Origin of the sequence: Megamonas hypermegale (assembly GCF_900187035.1) — a bacterium.
Lineage (GTDB): Bacteria > Bacillota > Negativicutes > Selenomonadales > Selenomonadaceae > Megamonas > Megamonas hypermegale.
Genome location: NZ_LT906446.1, coordinates 2,026,066 through 2,042,529, shown reverse-complemented (window position 1 = coordinate 2,042,529; position 16,464 = coordinate 2,026,066). Strand labels below are relative to the sequence as shown.

The 16,464-nt window shown below is 34.0% G+C and carries 16 protein-coding genes and 1 riboswitch; of the genes, 12 read left to right on the top strand and 4 right to left on the bottom strand.

Translation table 11 applies throughout. The features are described 5' to 3' along the window. Positions 1-10: 10 nt before the first annotated feature. Complete coding sequence (locus tag CKV65_RS09835; RefSeq protein WP_027889157.1) at positions 11-1,414, bottom strand: sugar porter family MFS transporter; 1,404 nt, start codon at positions 1,412-1,414, stop codon at positions 11-13. Positions 1,415-1,895: 481 nt separating this feature from the next. On the opposite strand from CKV65_RS09835, the gene araA reads away from it, so the two are divergent. Beyond that, the gene (gene araA, locus CKV65_RS09830; protein ID WP_027889156.1) at positions 1,896-3,380 is read left to right on the top strand and encodes an L-arabinose isomerase; all 1,485 of its coding nucleotides are present in this window, start codon (positions 1,896-1,898) and stop codon (positions 3,378-3,380) included. A 114-nt stretch (positions 3,381-3,494) separates the two neighbouring features. Here araA and CKV65_RS09825 read toward each other — a convergent pair whose 3' ends face one another. After that, positions 3,495-4,124 carry a DUF2284 domain-containing protein gene (locus CKV65_RS09825; protein WP_071601694.1) on the bottom strand — a complete coding sequence of 210 codons (630 nt, stop codon included), beginning with the start codon at positions 4,122-4,124 and terminating at the stop codon, positions 3,495-3,497. A gap of 125 nt (positions 4,125-4,249) precedes the next feature. On the opposite strand from CKV65_RS09825, the gene CKV65_RS09820 reads away from it, so the two are divergent. From CKV65_RS09820 to CKV65_RS09775, 10 genes are all read left to right on the top strand, one after another. Next, entirely contained in the window at positions 4,250-4,924 is a 675-nt protein-coding gene (locus CKV65_RS09820; protein ID WP_027889155.1) for an alpha/beta hydrolase, read from the top strand. Between the two features lie 89 nt (positions 4,925-5,013). Then, positions 5,014-5,634, top strand: coding sequence for a MotA/TolQ/ExbB proton channel family protein (locus CKV65_RS09815; protein WP_027889154.1), 621 nt, complete (start codon positions 5,014-5,016; stop codon positions 5,632-5,634). Next, entirely contained in the window at positions 5,634-6,053 is a 420-nt protein-coding gene (locus tag CKV65_RS09810; RefSeq protein ID WP_027889153.1) for an ExbD/TolR family protein, read from the top strand. Before CKV65_RS09815 ends, CKV65_RS09810 begins: the two co-directional genes overlap by 1 nt. 81 nt (positions 6,054-6,134) lie before the next feature. Continuing rightward, positions 6,135-6,322: riboswitch (cobalamin riboswitch) on the top strand. A gap of 267 nt (positions 6,323-6,589) precedes the next feature. After that, the gene (locus tag CKV65_RS09805; RefSeq protein ID WP_027889152.1) at positions 6,590-7,591 is read left to right on the top strand and encodes a sirohydrochlorin cobaltochelatase; all 1,002 of its coding nucleotides are present in this window, start codon (positions 6,590-6,592) and stop codon (positions 7,589-7,591) included. Positions 7,592-7,716: 125 nt separating this feature from the next. Beyond that, entirely contained in the window at positions 7,717-8,424 is a 708-nt protein-coding gene (gene cobI, locus CKV65_RS09800; RefSeq protein ID WP_027889151.1) for a precorrin-2 C(20)-methyltransferase, read from the top strand. A 21-nt stretch (positions 8,425-8,445) separates the two neighbouring features. After that, positions 8,446-9,402, top strand: a complete 957-nt coding sequence (locus tag CKV65_RS09795; protein ID WP_027889150.1) for an ABC transporter substrate-binding protein — start codon at positions 8,446-8,448, stop codon at positions 9,400-9,402. A 14-nt stretch (positions 9,403-9,416) separates the two neighbouring features. Further along, positions 9,417-10,436, top strand: a complete 1,020-nt coding sequence (locus tag CKV65_RS09790; RefSeq protein ID WP_051177526.1) for a FecCD family ABC transporter permease — start codon at positions 9,417-9,419, stop codon at positions 10,434-10,436. 1 nt (position 10,437) lies between these two features. Continuing rightward, on the top strand, positions 10,438-11,223 hold the full coding sequence (locus tag CKV65_RS09785; protein WP_027889148.1) for an ABC transporter ATP-binding protein: 786 nt from the start codon (positions 10,438-10,440) through the stop codon (positions 11,221-11,223). Positions 11,224-11,236: 13 nt separating this feature from the next. Then, positions 11,237-12,100 carry an ABC transporter ATP-binding protein gene (locus CKV65_RS09780; RefSeq protein WP_027889147.1) on the top strand — a complete coding sequence of 288 codons (864 nt, stop codon included), beginning with the start codon at positions 11,237-11,239 and terminating at the stop codon, positions 12,098-12,100. Further along, positions 12,100-12,840: an ABC transporter permease gene (locus CKV65_RS09775; protein ID WP_027889146.1), complete on the top strand. Its 741-nt coding sequence runs from the start codon at positions 12,100-12,102 to the stop codon at positions 12,838-12,840. The genes CKV65_RS09780 and CKV65_RS09775 overlap by 1 nt, the downstream gene beginning before the upstream one ends. A 51-nt stretch (positions 12,841-12,891) precedes the next feature. Here CKV65_RS09775 and CKV65_RS09770 read toward each other — a convergent pair whose 3' ends face one another. Both CKV65_RS09770 and CKV65_RS09765 read right to left on the bottom strand, forming a co-directional pair. After that, positions 12,892-14,178, bottom strand: a complete 1,287-nt coding sequence (locus tag CKV65_RS09770) for a sensor histidine kinase (protein ID WP_027889145.1) — start codon at positions 14,176-14,178, stop codon at positions 12,892-12,894. Positions 14,179-14,190: 12 nt separating this feature from the next. Then, on the bottom strand, positions 14,191-14,865 hold the full coding sequence (locus CKV65_RS09765) for a response regulator transcription factor (RefSeq protein WP_027889144.1): 675 nt from the start codon (positions 14,863-14,865) through the stop codon (positions 14,191-14,193). A gap of 314 nt (positions 14,866-15,179) precedes the next feature. Between CKV65_RS09765 and CKV65_RS09760 the strand changes: the two genes are divergently transcribed. Further along, positions 15,180-16,433 (top strand): S-layer homology domain-containing protein, encoded by a 1,254-nt coding sequence (locus CKV65_RS09760; RefSeq protein ID WP_027889143.1) that lies wholly within the window; start codon positions 15,180-15,182, stop codon positions 16,431-16,433. Positions 16,434-16,464: the final 31 nt, after the last annotated feature.

The window sequence follows — 16,464 nt, the reverse complement described above, 5'->3', positions numbered from 1 at the left end:
TATCCCATCATTAGCAACCGATATCGCGAAGTTTTTTACCTTCCATAAGATTGCTTTCAATTTTTTCAAGTGAAACACCTTTTGTTTCTGGAACAATGTAGATTGTGCAGAAAATGAAGATTACGTTCAAAATACCATATAACCAGAATGTCTGAGCGGAACCAATACCTTCGAGAAGGGAAAGGAATGTAGCACCGATAATCATATTGGATACCCAGTTTGTAGTAGTGGAGCAAGCAATACCAAAGTCACGGCTCTTAAGAGGTTGAATTTCAGAACATAAAATCCAGATAACAGGTGCAGCACTCATAGCATAACCAGCGATGGAAAGAATTGTCATACCAACAGCAGTGTAAGAAATCCATTGAGCTGTATTGCCACCTTCAAACTGCATGAGGCACCAACCAAGAACGATAAGAGCTAAAGCCATGATACCAAAACCAATTTTTAAAGCAATTTTACGACCAGTTTTATCAATGAACTGCATGGAAATCCATGTGAATACAACGAATGTCATACCATCTAAGATAGTAGCAAACATTTGGTCTGTATGGCTTTCAAAACCAGCAAGACTGAAGATTTTTGGAGCATAGTACATGATAATATTTTGACCAGTGAACTGTTGCATGAACTGCAAGAACATACCGAGGAAAACAACACGACGAACATTTTTATTTGCTTTGAATAAAGAGAAACCAGCTTGTTTAACTTTTAAGCTATCTGTAATATCTTGGAGTTCTTCATGAGCTTTTTCTTTGCTACCACGAAGAACATTAAGTACTTTTTGAGCTTCAGTTGTGAAACCTTTAGATGCGAGCCAACGTGGGCTGTCTGGTAATTTAGAAACAGCGATTACTAATAAGAATGCAGGAATACTGATAATACCAAGCATGAGTCTCCAGCTTTCTGTTGGAGCAAGAAGTGTATCAGAGATGAATGCAATAACGATACCGAAGTTAATCATGAGCTGATACATGGAAATCAAACGACCACGATGTTCCTTTTCACTCATTTCAGAAAGGTAAAGTGGTGCTACATAAGAAGCAACCCCAATGGAGAAACCTAAGATTATACGAGAAACCAACAAAATTTCATAATTTGTAGCGAATGCGGAACCAAAACAACCAATAATAAATAAGAGACCTGCTGTTAAAATAGATTTTTTACGACCTAATTTAGATGAAATCCATAAAGTAATAACCGAACCAATAGCCGCACCAAACATCATAGAACTTACAATCCATTCCTGCATTTGGCTTGTAAGTGATAATTGGTCTGTAATAAATGGCAATGCACCAGCAATTACCCCAATATCAAGACCAAACAACAGACCAGCCATACCGGCTGCAACAGATACTAATTTGCGCATACGTTTACTTTGTTGAAGCGCTTCTGTGTTAATAGCTGTGGACATAGAAAAAACCTACCTTTTCATTTAAATTGTACATATTAGAATTAACTGACAATTCATACATCATACTTATTATGAAATATGTATATAAGTTGTATGATATCTTCATGTGAATTATTGTACTACATTATCGAATATTTGACAATAGGTATTTTAGTTTAATTTTTAATTTTTTTCAGAATTATTTATTTAAAGTTACTTTTACCAAATTTTTCGTTTTCATTTTTTATCCGTTCAGTTATTTTTTCACTTTCCTTCCATATAATTGTGTCAACAAAACTATTCATTGAGAATTAAAAAAATTATAAGATTTTTCTATTTTAGTATTGATAATTGTAAAACATATATGATATAATAAACTCATGTTGTATGACAAATATAAATATAAATTTTCACACAAATTGCAATATTTATATTTGATATACAGGGTTACGTTTATTAAAATTGTTTTAGATAAATATATTTAAGAAAGAAGTTGTTTTTTATGAAAAAATTACAAGACTACAAATTTTGGTTCATCGTTGGTAGCCAGTTTCTCTATGGTCCTGAAGCTTTAAAATCCGTTGAAGACGATGCTAGAAAAATGGTTGACGGCTTAAATGCTTCTGGTAAATTACCAGCTAAAATTGAATTCAAAGCTGTAGGTACTACTGCCGAAGTAATCGACAGATTTGTAATGGATGCTAACTATGACGATACTTGCGCTGGTATCATCACTTGGATGCATACATTCTCCCCATCCAAAATGTGGATTCGTGGCTTGAAAAAATTACAAAAACCTTATTTACATCTTCATACACAATACAACCAAGAAATTCCTAACGAAGGAATTGATATGGACTTCATGAACCTTAATCAGTCCGCTCATGGCGACCGTGAACATGGCTTTATCGGCACTCGTATGCGTCTTGCTCGTAAAGTTGTTGTTGGTTACTGGGAAACTGATGCTGTTCAGCAAAAAATCGCAAGCTGGATGCGTACTGCTATCGGTGTTATTGCTAGCCGTACATTAAAAGTTGTTCGTTTTGGCGACAATATGCGTAACGTTGCAGTAACTGAAGGCGATAAAGTAGAAGCTGAAATCAAATTTGGTTGGTCTGTAAATACTTGGGCTGTTGGCGATTTAGTACAATACATCAACGCTGTAACAGAAGAACAGATTGATGCTCAAGTAAAAGAATATGAAGCAAAATATGAAATGAATACAGATAACATTGCATCTGTTCGCTATCAAGCAAAAATGGAAGTCGGCATTAAAAAATTCCTCGAAGATAATGATGCTGATGGATTTGTAAATACATTTGAAGACCTCTATGGTATGGACCAACTTCCTGGTCTTGCAACTCAAGATTTGACTGCTCAAGGTTATGGCTTCGGTCCTGAAGGCGACTGGAAAATTTCCTGCCTCACTGCTGTTATGAAAACTATGGCACAGGGCATTGATGAAGGTACAGCTTTAATGGAAGACTATACTTACCATTTCGGTAAAGATGGCGAAGATAGCTACAACCTCGGTGCTCACATGCTTGAAGTATGCCCAAGCGTTGCTGCTGGCAAACCAAAAATCGAAGTTCATGAACTCGGTATCGGCGGCAAAGATGACCCAGCTCGTCTCGTATTTGAAGGTAAAGCAGGCAAAGCAATTGTTGCTACATTAATCGATATGGGTGGCAGAATGCGTCTTATCGTAAACGATGTTGAATGCGTTAAACCTATCATGCCTATGCCAAACCTCCCTGTTGCTCGCGTTATGTGGAAACCACTTCCTTGCCTTGAAAAATCCGCTGAAGCTTGGATTTTAGCAGGTGGTGCTCATCACTGCGTAATCAGCTACACTGTAACTGCTGAACAACTCCGCGACTGGGCAAACATCATGGGTATCGAATTCGTTCATATCACAAAAGACCTCGACCTCGATGCTTTCAAAGACCAATTATTCCTTTCCGACATCGCTTGGAAATTAAAATAATTTGCTAACTCTCTTTCTTTCCCCCAATTTTATATTTCCCTTAACTTTATAGGAGGAAAGATTCTTTTTAAAACTACAGCGTATGACTTATTGTCATACGCTGTTTTTTATTATTTATTTCAAACTTTTATTTAATTGTATAGCATTAATTTTGATAGCATTTAATTTTTGCATTAATAATTCGCAATCAGTATCTTTTTTAACAACTATAGCATGAATTAATGTATGATAATCTGGCAATTCATCTAGGCCCCATAAAAGCTTTATATTTAAAAATTCTTCTGTAACTCTACTTAAATCTATACCAAAAGAGTCTAACGAATAGCGCATTTTTTCTGGTTTTCTACATGGATTTCCACTAGGTCTTGTACATTTACAACACCACGCACAACCGCCTGAAGAAAATGATACTGAATTTGGAATTTCTTTTTCTACTTCCAATAAGCAATCTGATAATTGATTTTTCATTTTACGCAATAATTTAGTTGTAAAATCAATTATTTTTTCTTTTGTATTTATTTCTTTTTTTGTTTCTTCATCGTAAATTATTTTTAAACCGATTAGATAAATCTCACTATAATCATTTAAATACGTTTTAGGATTTATCGTAAGTTCTGGACATGACCATTTAGCATTGTAATTTTGACATTGTTTGCAGTACGCCAAAAATCGTGGAACATTCTGAAACTTTGATAAAAACGATGCAACATCACTATGTGCCACTGTTATTTTTGTTGTTATCATTTAAAGCACTTCCTTATCTCTTTGATTTCTCAAATTTACTACATAATATCATGTTTTTCAGCTTTTTTCAGTTTTCTTTTTGATATACAATCAAATTAAAACATCATAGATAGCAGGTGAATAAGATGAAAGATTTTACTATAAACAACAAAAAAATTTTAATTTATGAAAGTAACACAGAAAATAAACCCATCATTTATTTAAACAACTATATTGATGAAAGTAACACAATATATAAATTAATAAAAGATACATATCATGAGGATTTTACACTCGTATCCATCAGTAATCTTAACTGGAATTATGATATGGTTCCATGGAATACACCGCCTATTTTCAAAAATGGCGACTCTTATACAGGTGGGGCAGATGAATATTTAACATTTTTAACGCAAAAAATAATTCCTGCTGTTGAAAAAAATCTATCAAAATCAATCGCTTGGCGAGGTATCATAGGCTATTCACTAAGTGGTTTATTTGCCATTTACTCACTTTATAAAACAGATTTGTTTTCAAGATGTGCTAGTGTTTCTGGCTCTTTATGGTTCCCTAATTTTAAAGAATTTATTTTTTCTCATGAAATGAAAACAATTCCTAAATATTTATATTTTTCCTTAGGTGATAAAGAAGCTAAATCACGCAATCAATTTTTAAAGAAAGTTGAATTAAATACTAAAGAAATCGAACAATTTTATCATGCTAAAAAAATTAATACCGTATTTCAATTAAATCATGGAAACCATTACCATAATTCTGCGCAAAGAACAGCTATGGCAATTAAATGGCTCTTGAATAAATAGCTTATAAAAATGTTTAATTGACAATGTTCATTTATAATACTATCATTTTTATGAGTTATTTTAGATGTTTTACAACAGGAGGATTTTTTATGGATTTATTAATGCAAGGCGTAGAATATTTTCATAAAGGCGGATTTGTCATGTACATTCTGCTATTATGTTCTATTTTTATAATTACCGTTGGTGTAGAGAGATTATTTTATTTTTCTAAAGCGGACTCTGGTAGAAAATTTGCCGATAAATTCTACCGTTTAATGGTAAATGACAAAATTGATGAAGCCAAAAATTTAGCAAACAATACTAAAGGAGATTTAGCTGCTTTATTAAGCTTTGCCTTTAACAAAATGCACAACAAGAATATCAACATCATGTTAATGCTTGAAGTTCAATCAGGTATCAGCTTATCTAAATTTAGAGCTCGCCTGTATTATTTAAATGTAATTGTAACTATGGCTCCACTGCTTGGCTTACTAGGTACTATTGTCGGCATGATTTCTGCTTTTAGTATCTTCAATCTCCAAGAAGGTCAAGCTATTGCCATTACAGGTGGCGTCGGTGAAGCTTTGATAGCTACAGCTACAGGTCTTTGTGTTGCTATCATTTCACTAGCCATTCACTCTTATTTCGTACAGCGCATTGACCATATTGTAACTGATATGGAACAAGCCTTCTCACTAATTGAAGGGTTAATTAATAGAGGTGATAAATAATGCGCCTTCGCAACAGACGTTCTTTCCGCAAACCAGAAGTCATGATTATCCCAATGATTGATATCATGTTCTTCTTACTCGTATTTTTCATGCTCAGCACTTTATATATGGTGGATTTAAAAACAATCCCTGTAAATATGCCTAAGGTGGCTAATGCCCAAACACAGACAAATGTCAATTATCTCGTTACCATGAAAGCTGATGGCTCTTTGTACTTAGAAGATAAACCCATTGATGAAGAAACTCTAATTCAAAATGCCAAGGTACAATACAGTCAAAATCCTGATTTTGCAGTTGTCATTCGCGCTGATGAAAGTATTGATTATGGAAAAATAATGGCACTTTTAGATAAATTAAAAGGAGCAGGAATTACAAAATTTGGACTTGCCACTGATACCATAAACGTTTCCCAACAGTAAAATACCTTGACAAAATATGAATAACAATGGTATTGTAAAAAAAGAGATTAAATTAATTATACAATTAGTTTAATTTATAATTTAATATTGAGTGGAACAGGTGTCCATTATTGGACTTAATAGAGAAAGCAGTATAAGCTGCTACGGTCCCGCCGCTGTAGAAGGGAGCAACTTCAAAATTACGTCACTGGGATATTTTTTATATCCTGGGAAGGCTTGAAGACGCTATGAACTTGAGTCAGAAGAACTGCCTGTTTGTCAATCACCGTTATGACCTGCGAGAGATAGGTAGGAGATTTGAAGCTTTATTAAGCAATCCAAAGAACCTTTTAGCGCGCAGAAGGTTCTTTTTTTTTGAACTTTTAACCTAAAAAGACTAAAGCAGGTATTATCGTGATAACTCATTTGAAAACTTATCGTTTGTCATTATTAAAATTAATAAAATCTTTCTATCAACACTCACTCACTCAACAACACAATTAATTTTAATAGACAACTTTAAGTTTTAGTTTGTACAAAGAGAAAGGAACGATAATATGAAATCAAAATGGAAAAGAATGTTAATTGCATCTATGGCTTGTATGGCACTTACAGGCTTTTGCACCACATCATTTGCAGCTTACAGCCTCAATACTGAAGTAAAAGATGCTACACCTGCACTTTTACAAGCATCTCAAATAGGTGTTCGTACTTATAATACAACTGATGCGGATTTACAAAAAGCTCCAAACAAAGATGCTATCTTAGTTATGAGCTTTGGAACTACTTACCCAGAAACACGTGCAAAAACAATCGAAGCTACTGTAAAACAAATTCAAGCAGCTCACCCTGATACAAAAGTAGTGCTTGCTTTTACTTCCCATATCATCATTGACCGCATAAAAGCCAAAGAAGGCATCACTATTCCTACACCAGAAGAAGCTTTAGCTCAATTAAAAGCAGAAGGTTATACTCGCGTAGCCCTTACATCTTTGGATATAATTCCTGGCATGGAATACAATTATAAAACAGCCGTTTATGACATTTATAAAAATCAATTCAAGAAAATGACAATCGGTACACCTTTAATGTATTGGATGGGACAAGAAAACCAACGAGATGACGTAGAAGACACTATGAAAGCTCTCGGCAGTCAAATGCCAAAACTCGGCAAAGATGATGCTGTGCTTATCATGGCTCATGGCACACCAGACCCTGCCAATGCTTATTACGCTGTAATGCAAGACCGTTTAGATGCTCTTTACGGTGGAAAAGTAATGATTTACACTGTTGAAGGTAAACCAAATCTTGAAGACATTATCCCTAAATTAAAAGCACAAAAAATTAAAAACGTAACTATAATGCCATTAATGATGGTAGCAGGCGACCATGCTAACAACGATATGGCAGGCGATGAACCTGACTCACATAAATCAATATTACAGGCAGAAGGTTTCAATGTAACAACATATATTCACGGCTTAGGTGAAAATGCAAATATTCGCCAATTATTTGTAGATAGAGCTAATGAATCTTGGAATGCTCTTGAAGCTGAATAATATTACTAAGCTTGACGCGTTCTATTTTGCAAGTGTAAAATAAATAACGTATCTAAAACAAGTAAAAAAATAAGGTATGTAGTAGATTTTTCCGCTACATACCTTTTTGTACAGGAGGATTTTTTATGGCAGGAACTTTTTATGGTATTGGAGTAGGACCTGGAGACCCAGAATTATTAACAATGAAAGCGATTAAAGCTATTGAAAAAGCTGATGTTTTAATCGCCCCAAAAACAGAAAAAAAAGATGGTAGCGTAGCACTTAGCATTGCAAAACCATATTTAAAAAAAGATATTGAAATAGTTTACCAGGTATTCCCTATGGTCGTTAATTTTGAAACGACTGATGCTTGGCAAAAAAATAAAGAAGAAATCCTTGCATTACTGCAAGCTGGTAAAAATGTCGTATTCTTAACTTTAGGCGACCCAATGTTTTATAGCACATACATCTATGTTTATCGCCTTTTAGCTAAAGAAAAAGACATCAATATTGAAACAATTCCAGGTGTTCCAGCATTTTGTGCTATTGGAAGTAAACTCGGTTATCCACTCGTTGAAGGAAATGATATTATCAGCGTTATTCCAGCAACAGCAGATAAAGAAACTATCGATAAAGCACTTGCTGTATCAAACAATGTTGTAATGATGAAAGTCTACAAAAATTATCCTGAAATCGTAGATGCGTTAACAGATAATGATATGATTGAAAATGCTGTTCTCGTAAGCCGTTGCGGTTTACCAGATGAAGAAGTAATCACTGATTTACCAGCTCAAAAAGATAAAAAACTCAATTATTTATCTACAATCTTGACTAGAAGGAGCAAAAGCGTTTAATAAACGCTTTTAATAGACGTTATGAGAAATATAAAAATATCTCTGGCATGTCTTTTGCTCATCATTAGCATTTGTTTTATATTCACAGGCTGTGGCAATCAAAATGAACAAACAGCACAAAATACTGATAGTTATTTAACTATTACAGATGCTGCTGACAGAGTCGTAACGTTAAATAAAAAACCTGAAAGAATTCTTCCGCTGTCTGCTTCATTTTTGGAACCACTTCATGCTGTAGACGGCAAAATTATTGCCAGAGTATCTGCAAAAACAGGCATTCCAGATGAAGATAAAGATTTACCTGAAGTCGGCAATGTCTACAATATCAATTTAGAAAAAGTTATCGAACAACAACCTGATTTAGTAATTGCCTATAAAGGCATGAATGACAAATTTGTATCGACTTTTGAAGATAATAACATTCCTGTAATCGTACTTGATATGCGCACTTACGAACAAGTTCAACATACAGTCGATATCTTAGGTCAAATTACAGGCAATACTGATAAAGCTCAAAAACTCATAAATGATATGGACAGTAAAATCGCTGCTATAAAAGCGAAAATTCCGCAAGAAAATAAGCGCATCGCTATTTTACACAGTACATCACAAAATGTTACAGTACAATTAGAAAATAGTATTGCTGGTTCTGTTGCCAAAATCTTAGGCTTCACAAATATCGCAGATGGCATAACACCACTTGAAAGCAATCCTACAGCAGCACCATACAGCTTAGAAACACTCGTAGAAAAAAATCCAGAAATAATATTTGTAACAAGTATGGGGAAAATGGAAACGATTAAAGAAGCTATGCTGAAAAATGTAGAGAACAATCCAGCTTGGCAAACACTTCCAGCTGTACAAACGAATAAAGTTTATTTCTTACCTCAAGAGATGTTTTTGTTAAGCCCTGGTATTCATTATCCAGAAGCTGTAGAAACTATGGCAAAACTGGCTTATCCGGATAAATTCAATTAATGGTGGATTAGACTATGCAAAATAAATCAATTAATGAAAATACAAAATTGGGCATAGCAATTGATAAATGGCGAATACTAATGCTAGCAGTATTCGCCATTTTGGCTTTTACAGGCTTTTTATGCAGTATCATGAACGGCGCAGTTGCTATACCTTTTGATGAATTATGGCAAAATGTATCAACCGGTGCAGTTGGTTCTCATCAACAAATATTGATGAACATTCGCCTGCCTCGCACAATTGTAGCAGCACTCGTTGGTATGAATTTAGCCATTTCTGGTGCTATCTTACAGGCGGTAATGAAAAATCCGCTTGCAGACCCACATATTATCGGTATCTCCTCCGGTGCAGGGCTTACCGGTATATTAGTAATCGTATTATTTCCCAATATGGAATATTTAATCACACCAATAGCTTTTGTTGGTGCTATGTTTGCTGCTGTTTGCATCTATGCCCTTGCTTGGAAAAACGGCATTCGTCCATTGCGCATAATTTTAGCAGGTGTCGCAGTTTCTGCATTTTTAGGTGCAGGTATATCAGCTATACTCGTATTGTACAGTGATAGAGTTCATGGTGCACTGATGTGGATGGTCGGCGGTCTTTCCGCACGCTCTTGGCCACATGTAGAAATCATTTTACCATATGCCATCATTGGCTTTATATTAGCCATGATTGGCTCACGCCATTTAAACATATTACAATTAGGCGATGATATAGCTAAAGGTCTCGGTGTAAATATAGAAGCTACTCGCATCATTTTGACAGCAATAGGGGCACTGCTCGCAGCAAGTGCTGTTTCAGTGGCTGGACTACTCGGTTTTGTCGGCCTCATAGTACCTCATACAGCTCGCCTTATAATCGGTTCAGATTACCGTTTTTTAATACCAGCTTCAGCGCTACTCGGAATAGCTGTCGTAACTTATAGCGATACTTTCTCACGCGTGGCTTTTGCGCCAATGGAACTACCAGTCGGAATTTTTATGGCTATACTTGGAGCGCCATTCTTTTTGTTCCTATTAAGAAAGGAGCTTTAATATGCTATCGACACGTGGTTTAACTATCAAAATAAACAATAAAATCATTTTAAATGATATCAACCTCGATTTTAAACCAGGAAAGCGCACTGCTATCATTGGGCCAAATGGTTGCGGTAAATCAACACTTTTAAAAGCTATTTCTGGTTTATCACGAAATTACAAAGGTGATATATTCTTAGATAGCCAAAATATCAAAAATTGGTCGCGAAAAAAAATCGCTAAAAAGATGGCAATACTGCCTCAAGGAGCTACTACACCGAATGATTTAACAGTAAAAGAACTCGTTTCCTATGGTAGATTTCCTTATCGCTCTTTATTTAAAAGCTCTGACAATCAAAACGATAAAGACATCATTGAAAATGCTATGGCTAAAACTAAAGTAGATAAATTTGCATCCCGCCTCGTTTCAACACTTTCTGGTGGAGAACGACAACGCACTTGGATAGCTATGGCACTTGCTCAACAACCACAGATATTACTTTTAGATGAACCGACAACATATCTTGATATCGCTCATCAATTAGAAGTAATGCAGATTGTAACAGAACTAAATAAAAAAGAAAATATGACTATAATAATGGTATTACACGACATCAACCATGCTCGAATGTATGCCGATGATATTGTCATCATCAAAGATAAACAAGTCTTTGCTCAAGGTAGCCCTCAAAACACATTAAATCCCGATAATCTTGCTAACGTATTCGGTGTAAAAGCCGATATTTACCAAAATTGTCAAAACCCGCAAGATAAGATAATTTTTCCAGTAGCACTAACAAAATAAACAAGGTGAATATATGCTAACTATTAATTCTTTAGTAAAAAAATTTCCTACTAAAAACAAAGATGGAAAAATACTTTTAAAAACAGCAGTGGATAATCTCAATTTAAACATCAATAGTGGAGAAATCTTCGGCCTCTTAGGGCCAAATGGTGCTGGCAAAACAACTACTATTCGTATGCTTACCATGTTAACTAAACCTACTAGTGGAAAGATATTATACGATAATAAAGATATCTTCTCCTATGAACAGGAAATAAAAAAATACATTGGTGTTGTTCCTCAACACATAAATTTTGACCAAGATTTAACAGTATGGGAAAATATGGAACTTCACGGAAGATTGCACCATATGCCGACAAAACAACGCCATAAGCGCATCAATGAATTGCTTGAATATGTAGAATTACAAGATAGAATAAATGATAGCGTAAAAAAATTATCTGGCGGTATGAAGCGCCGTTTGCTCATCGTTAGAGCTTTAATGCACAATCCTAAAATTTTATTTTTAGATGAACCGACCGTCGCATTAGACCCACAAGTTCGCCGCCGTATATGGGATTTAATTCGCCGTCTCCCCAAAGATGGGGTGACTGTCGTTTTAACCACCCATTATATTGAAGAAGCTGAAAATTTATGTAATCGTGTTGCCATTTTAAATAAAGGAAAATTAATCAAACTTGACACCCCTACTGAACTTTGTCATCAACTCGGTAAATACGTCGTTGAGTGGGATGGAGAAAATAGCCGTGAATATAAATTTTTTAATTCTCGCCAAGAATGCGCACAATTCGCTTCTACACTTGATACGAGTACCACTATTCGCCATAGTAATTTAGAAGATGTCTTCGTCGAACTGACAGGAAGGACGGTTAATTGATGTTATACGATATTTGGACTGTTTTTTGGCGTGATTGGGTTGTTTTAAAACATCGCATGATAAAATTCATCTTAAGCCGTATGGTAGCACCTATTTTATATATGGTAGCCTTTGGATGGGGGCTCGGTCGTGCTATAAATACTAGTACAGGGGGTTCATATCTTGATTTTCTCGTACCAGGTATTTTAGCACTAAATTCAATGAATATCGCTTTTAATAGTTTAACCCCTGTTCATGCTGAAAAAGTTTATCATAAATCACTCGAAGAATATTTTATTGCGCCTATAAAACCCCTTGCTTTTGTAGCAGGCAAAGTTTTAGCTGCTGTCTTGCGCGGTATGATATCTTCCGCTATAATCATCATTTTAGCTTACCTATTTGGGGCAAAACTTACTATTACACCTTTATTTTTAATAGTATTAATTATAAATTGTATAATTTTTGCTCAAATTGGTTTTTATGCTGCAATGACCGTACAGACATTTGAAGATATGTCTCGATTTAATACGTATATTTTACTTCCTATGTCTTTTCTTTGCGGTACATTTTTTAATACTGATAAACTCCCTGCACTCTTGCAATATTTTATTGAATGTTTACCCCTAACCCATACGAGCACCCTACTCCGTTCCATAACACATGGACAATCTCCGTCAATTTCATCTATAGGGGTATTGATTTTTTATATGATTATATTGTTTATCCTCTGTAATCACATTCTAAAAAAAATAAAAAACTAAATATAAAAAAGGCACTATTTATATTTAAATTTATAAATAGTGCCTTTTATTTTATATCTTTAAAATCAAATTAAAACAAGAACCGACAGTTTCTTCACTTTCAACTGTAATTTTTCCATTATTTTTTTCTGCCAATATTTTAGCTATGGATAAACCCAATCCATTGCCGTAATCTGTATGAGATTTCTCAGCTCGATAAAAACGCTCAAAAATATGTGGTAAATCTTCTTTAGAAATTCCTTTTCCGTTATCTATAACAGATATTATAACTTCTTGTTTTTGCTTTTGTACTTTAATATTAATTCTTCCATTCTCCGCTGTGTATTTAATAGCGTTATCAATCAAAATAGCTAATATTTGTTCAATATGCAATTTATCCGCATAAATAGAAATATCATCTATCAAATTTAAATTGATTTTAATATTTTTCCTATCAGCTAATAAGAAAAATTTATTGTATAATTTAGTCAATACATCATTTAATGAAAATAAATTTTTGTTTACTTTTAGCGTTTTATTATCATTTCTTGCCGTTATAAGCAAATTATCTATCAATTTTTTCATCCGCAAAGCTTCATCATTAATATCCCCCATCACATCCCGTGAAAATGGCGATAATTTATTATCATCATCTAATTTTAAGACTTCAAGTCCTGAAATTATGATGCTAAGCGGTGTTCTAAGCTCATGTGATGCATTTGCCACAAATTGCTTTTGTTGCTCAAACGATTGTACAACAGGTTCCATAGCCTTGTTTGCCATTCTATAAGCAACATAACGAATAAAAAATCTTGCCAATAAATTAAATAATATTAAATAACAAAAAATACGTACCTGCTCACGTGCCCAATGTGTTGCTTCAATACCGACATAAACTTCACCTAAAAATTTTTGTTGCTCTATCAAAGGATACCTCATTGTCGTAAATAATTTCAAATGGCGATTATCTACTAATTCAAATTTAAAATACACTTTATCATATTCTAATAAATCTTGTGAAATCGCTTTTTCCATAAAACTTTTGCTCCACTCTAGTGTATTGTGTTCAAATACCACATCATGTCTAATATCGAAACCATACACAAAAATTCTAGCAAAATAACCTTCATCTTCAGTAGTGAGTTCTTCTTTAATAGATAAATTTTTCAATCCATTATCATTTAATTTATAAAATAAATCTTCACTTTCTTCTATTGCCAACATTTCTATATGAGAAAGTTGCTCTTTGTACGACATATAAAAACTCGTTACATAAATTGAAAGAGATATCGCCATAAGCAATATACTAGTAAAAAAAGTATAATCTTTAACTATTTTTTGTTTAAATTCTAAAAACATAAATTCAATCCGTTAATCCATTTTAAATTTATAGCCAATACCACGTATTGTATGAATACAATCGTTCGCTTCTATTTTAGATAGCTTTTGACGAATAGCCTTTATCGTGACATCTAATGTATTTGAACTTACTTCCGTATCATATCCCCAAATTTTATCCATAATTTGCTCACGCGGTAAAACACAATCTATATTACGTACAAATAATTCCATTATTTGACATTCTCTTGGACTTAATATAGTTTTTTTATCCTTATAACGTAAATTTGCACTAGAACAATTAAGCTCTAAATCTTTATATTTTATTATATCGCTATAAAAAGTCTTATCAATTCTTCGTGATAAAGCTCTAAGTCTTGCCAGTAGCTCTGGAAATTCAAAGGGCTTTGCTAAATAATCATCAGCACCACTATCTAAGCCTTCTATTCTATCATCTAAAGTATCTCTAGCAGTAAGCATTAATATTGCTATCTGTTTATTTGTCTGTCTAAGTGTACGACAGACTTCAATACCATCTTTTATTGGCATCATCCAATCCAATATCACAATATCATAATCAGATAAGTTAGCATAATCTAACGCTTCTTGTCCATCATATACACAATCAACAATATAATTTTCTTTTTTCAATAAGAATTCTAACATTTTTGATAGACGTTTATCATCTTCTGCCAATAAAATTCGCATATAAATCCCTCTCTATTGTAATTATAATAATATCCTCCAATTTTATTATATCATCATGTTTCTCTTTACAAAAACTCATTTTTCCTTTACAAAAACTCATTTTTCCTTTACAAAAACAAATAATTTTATATTTTTTTTACAAAAAATTAAATATCTATTTACTATAACTTCATAATTATTTTTTATAGTTTTTTTATAATAAAATCCGTTGATGTACAAATGATTAATCTATTAAAGGTAACAAGGATTCTTTAATATGAACATTTGCACATGACATAGTTATTATCTATATTATATTCGGAGGTTATTATTTCATGTCTAAAAAAACTCTTATCTCTGCTATAACAGCTGCTCTTGTAGTCGGTGCAGCAAGCACAACATTTGCCGCTAGCAATCCATTTAGTGATGTTCCTGCTGATAGCTGGGCATATGACGCAGTATCTACACTTGCTGCTGATGGTGTAATCGATGGCTATCCAGATGGTACATACAAAGGTCAAAATACAATGACTCGCTATGAAATGGCTCAAATTGTGGCACGTGCTATGGCTAAAACAGATATCGAAAAAGCAGATAAAGCTCTCGTTGATAAATTAGCCGCTGAATTTGCAGAAGAACTTGATAATCTTGGCGTACGCGTAGCTGACCTTGAAAAGAAAAGCGATAATGTCGTTTGGAAAGGCAAAGTCAAATATAAATACGTTGATGAAAATCACGATGTAGGCAAAGACAAAAATACTAATAGCCTCACACTTCGTTTAGAACCAAAAGCTTATATTGGTAATTCTGGTTGGAGCGCAAATGCTCGTATTGAACATACAATGAATTTAAGTACTGATTCAAACGCTGATGATACTAAAGTCGACCGTGCTTGGGTTGAAGGTCCATTATTTGGTGGCACTGTTCAATCAGGTAAAGTACCTCTTTTCACTGCACAAGGTATGATAATTGATGACCCATTCTCCGGTGTTACAGCAAGTTGGGGCAATGATAAATTAAATGCTATATTCATGGCAGGCCGTTACAATGCTGAGCATGATGCACCTAGCGATAATGAATCAAGTAGAGATGTTACAGCCGAATATTACGGTGCACAATTCGATTATACACCAAATGATAAATTAGCACTCAATGCAGGTTATACAGCTTTAAATAATCTTGAAGCACATGATGTTAAAACTATTGATTTAAATGATGATAGTCTTGGCATTTGGTATGCAGGTGGTAGCTATGCTTTCAATAAAAATGTAAAACTCGTTGGTCAATATGCTCAATCTGATGCTGATAGTTATGAAAAAGCTGGCGTTATTGAACTTGACTATAAAGGTGCCAAAAAATCTGACCCTGGTTCTTGGGGCGCTTATGTAGGTTACCGTCATTTAGGTCAAAATGCCGTTATTGAACCAACATACGATGATGCTAGTGCAGACCAAAAAGGCATGGTTTTTGGCATACAATACGCTTTAACAGAAAATACTATTGCTGATATCGAATATTTCACTGGTAAAGATTTATCCACTGATGAAGATGCTGATACATTCTACAGCAAAGTCGAATTTTCATTCTAAATTCATTAATTAATAGATTGTCTGGTGAAAA

Excerpts from the sequence above, each read along its gene's own strand:
- CKV65_RS09815 (WP_027889154.1), top strand. The coding sequence starts at position 5,014 with ATGGATTTATTAATGCAAGGCGTAGAATATTTTCATAAAGGCGGATTT.
- CKV65_RS09810 (WP_027889153.1), top strand. The coding sequence starts at position 5,634 with ATGCGCCTTCGCAACAGACGTTCTTTCCGCAAACCAGAAGTCATGATT.
- CKV65_RS09770 (WP_027889145.1), bottom strand. The coding sequence starts at position 14,178 with ATGTTTTTAGAATTTAAACAAAAAATAGTTAAAGATTATACTTTTTTT.
- CKV65_RS09780 (WP_027889147.1), top strand. The coding sequence starts at position 11,237 with ATGCTAACTATTAATTCTTTAGTAAAAAAATTTCCTACTAAAAACAAA.
- araA (WP_027889156.1), top strand. The coding sequence starts at position 1,896 with ATGAAAAAATTACAAGACTACAAATTTTGGTTCATCGTTGGTAGCCAG.
- CKV65_RS09775 (WP_027889146.1), top strand. The coding sequence starts at position 12,100 with ATGTTATACGATATTTGGACTGTTTTTTGGCGTGATTGGGTTGTTTTA.
- CKV65_RS09825 (WP_071601694.1), bottom strand. The coding sequence starts at position 4,124 with ATGATAACAACAAAAATAACAGTGGCACATAGTGATGTTGCATCGTTT.
- CKV65_RS09790 (WP_051177526.1), top strand. The coding sequence starts at position 9,417 with ATGCAAAATAAATCAATTAATGAAAATACAAAATTGGGCATAGCAATT.
- CKV65_RS09785 (WP_027889148.1), top strand. The coding sequence starts at position 10,438 with ATGCTATCGACACGTGGTTTAACTATCAAAATAAACAATAAAATCATT.
- CKV65_RS09835 (WP_027889157.1), bottom strand. The coding sequence starts at position 1,414 with ATGTCCACAGCTATTAACACAGAAGCGCTTCAACAAAGTAAACGTATG.
- cobI (WP_027889151.1), top strand. The coding sequence starts at position 7,717 with ATGGCAGGAACTTTTTATGGTATTGGAGTAGGACCTGGAGACCCAGAA.
- CKV65_RS09795 (WP_027889150.1), top strand. The coding sequence starts at position 8,446 with ATGAGAAATATAAAAATATCTCTGGCATGTCTTTTGCTCATCATTAGC.
- CKV65_RS09765 (WP_027889144.1), bottom strand. The coding sequence starts at position 14,865 with ATGCGAATTTTATTGGCAGAAGATGATAAACGTCTATCAAAAATGTTA.
- CKV65_RS09760 (WP_027889143.1), top strand. The coding sequence starts at position 15,180 with ATGTCTAAAAAAACTCTTATCTCTGCTATAACAGCTGCTCTTGTAGTC.
- CKV65_RS09820 (WP_027889155.1), top strand. The coding sequence starts at position 4,250 with ATGAAAGATTTTACTATAAACAACAAAAAAATTTTAATTTATGAAAGT.
- CKV65_RS09805 (WP_027889152.1), top strand. The coding sequence starts at position 6,590 with ATGAAATCAAAATGGAAAAGAATGTTAATTGCATCTATGGCTTGTATG.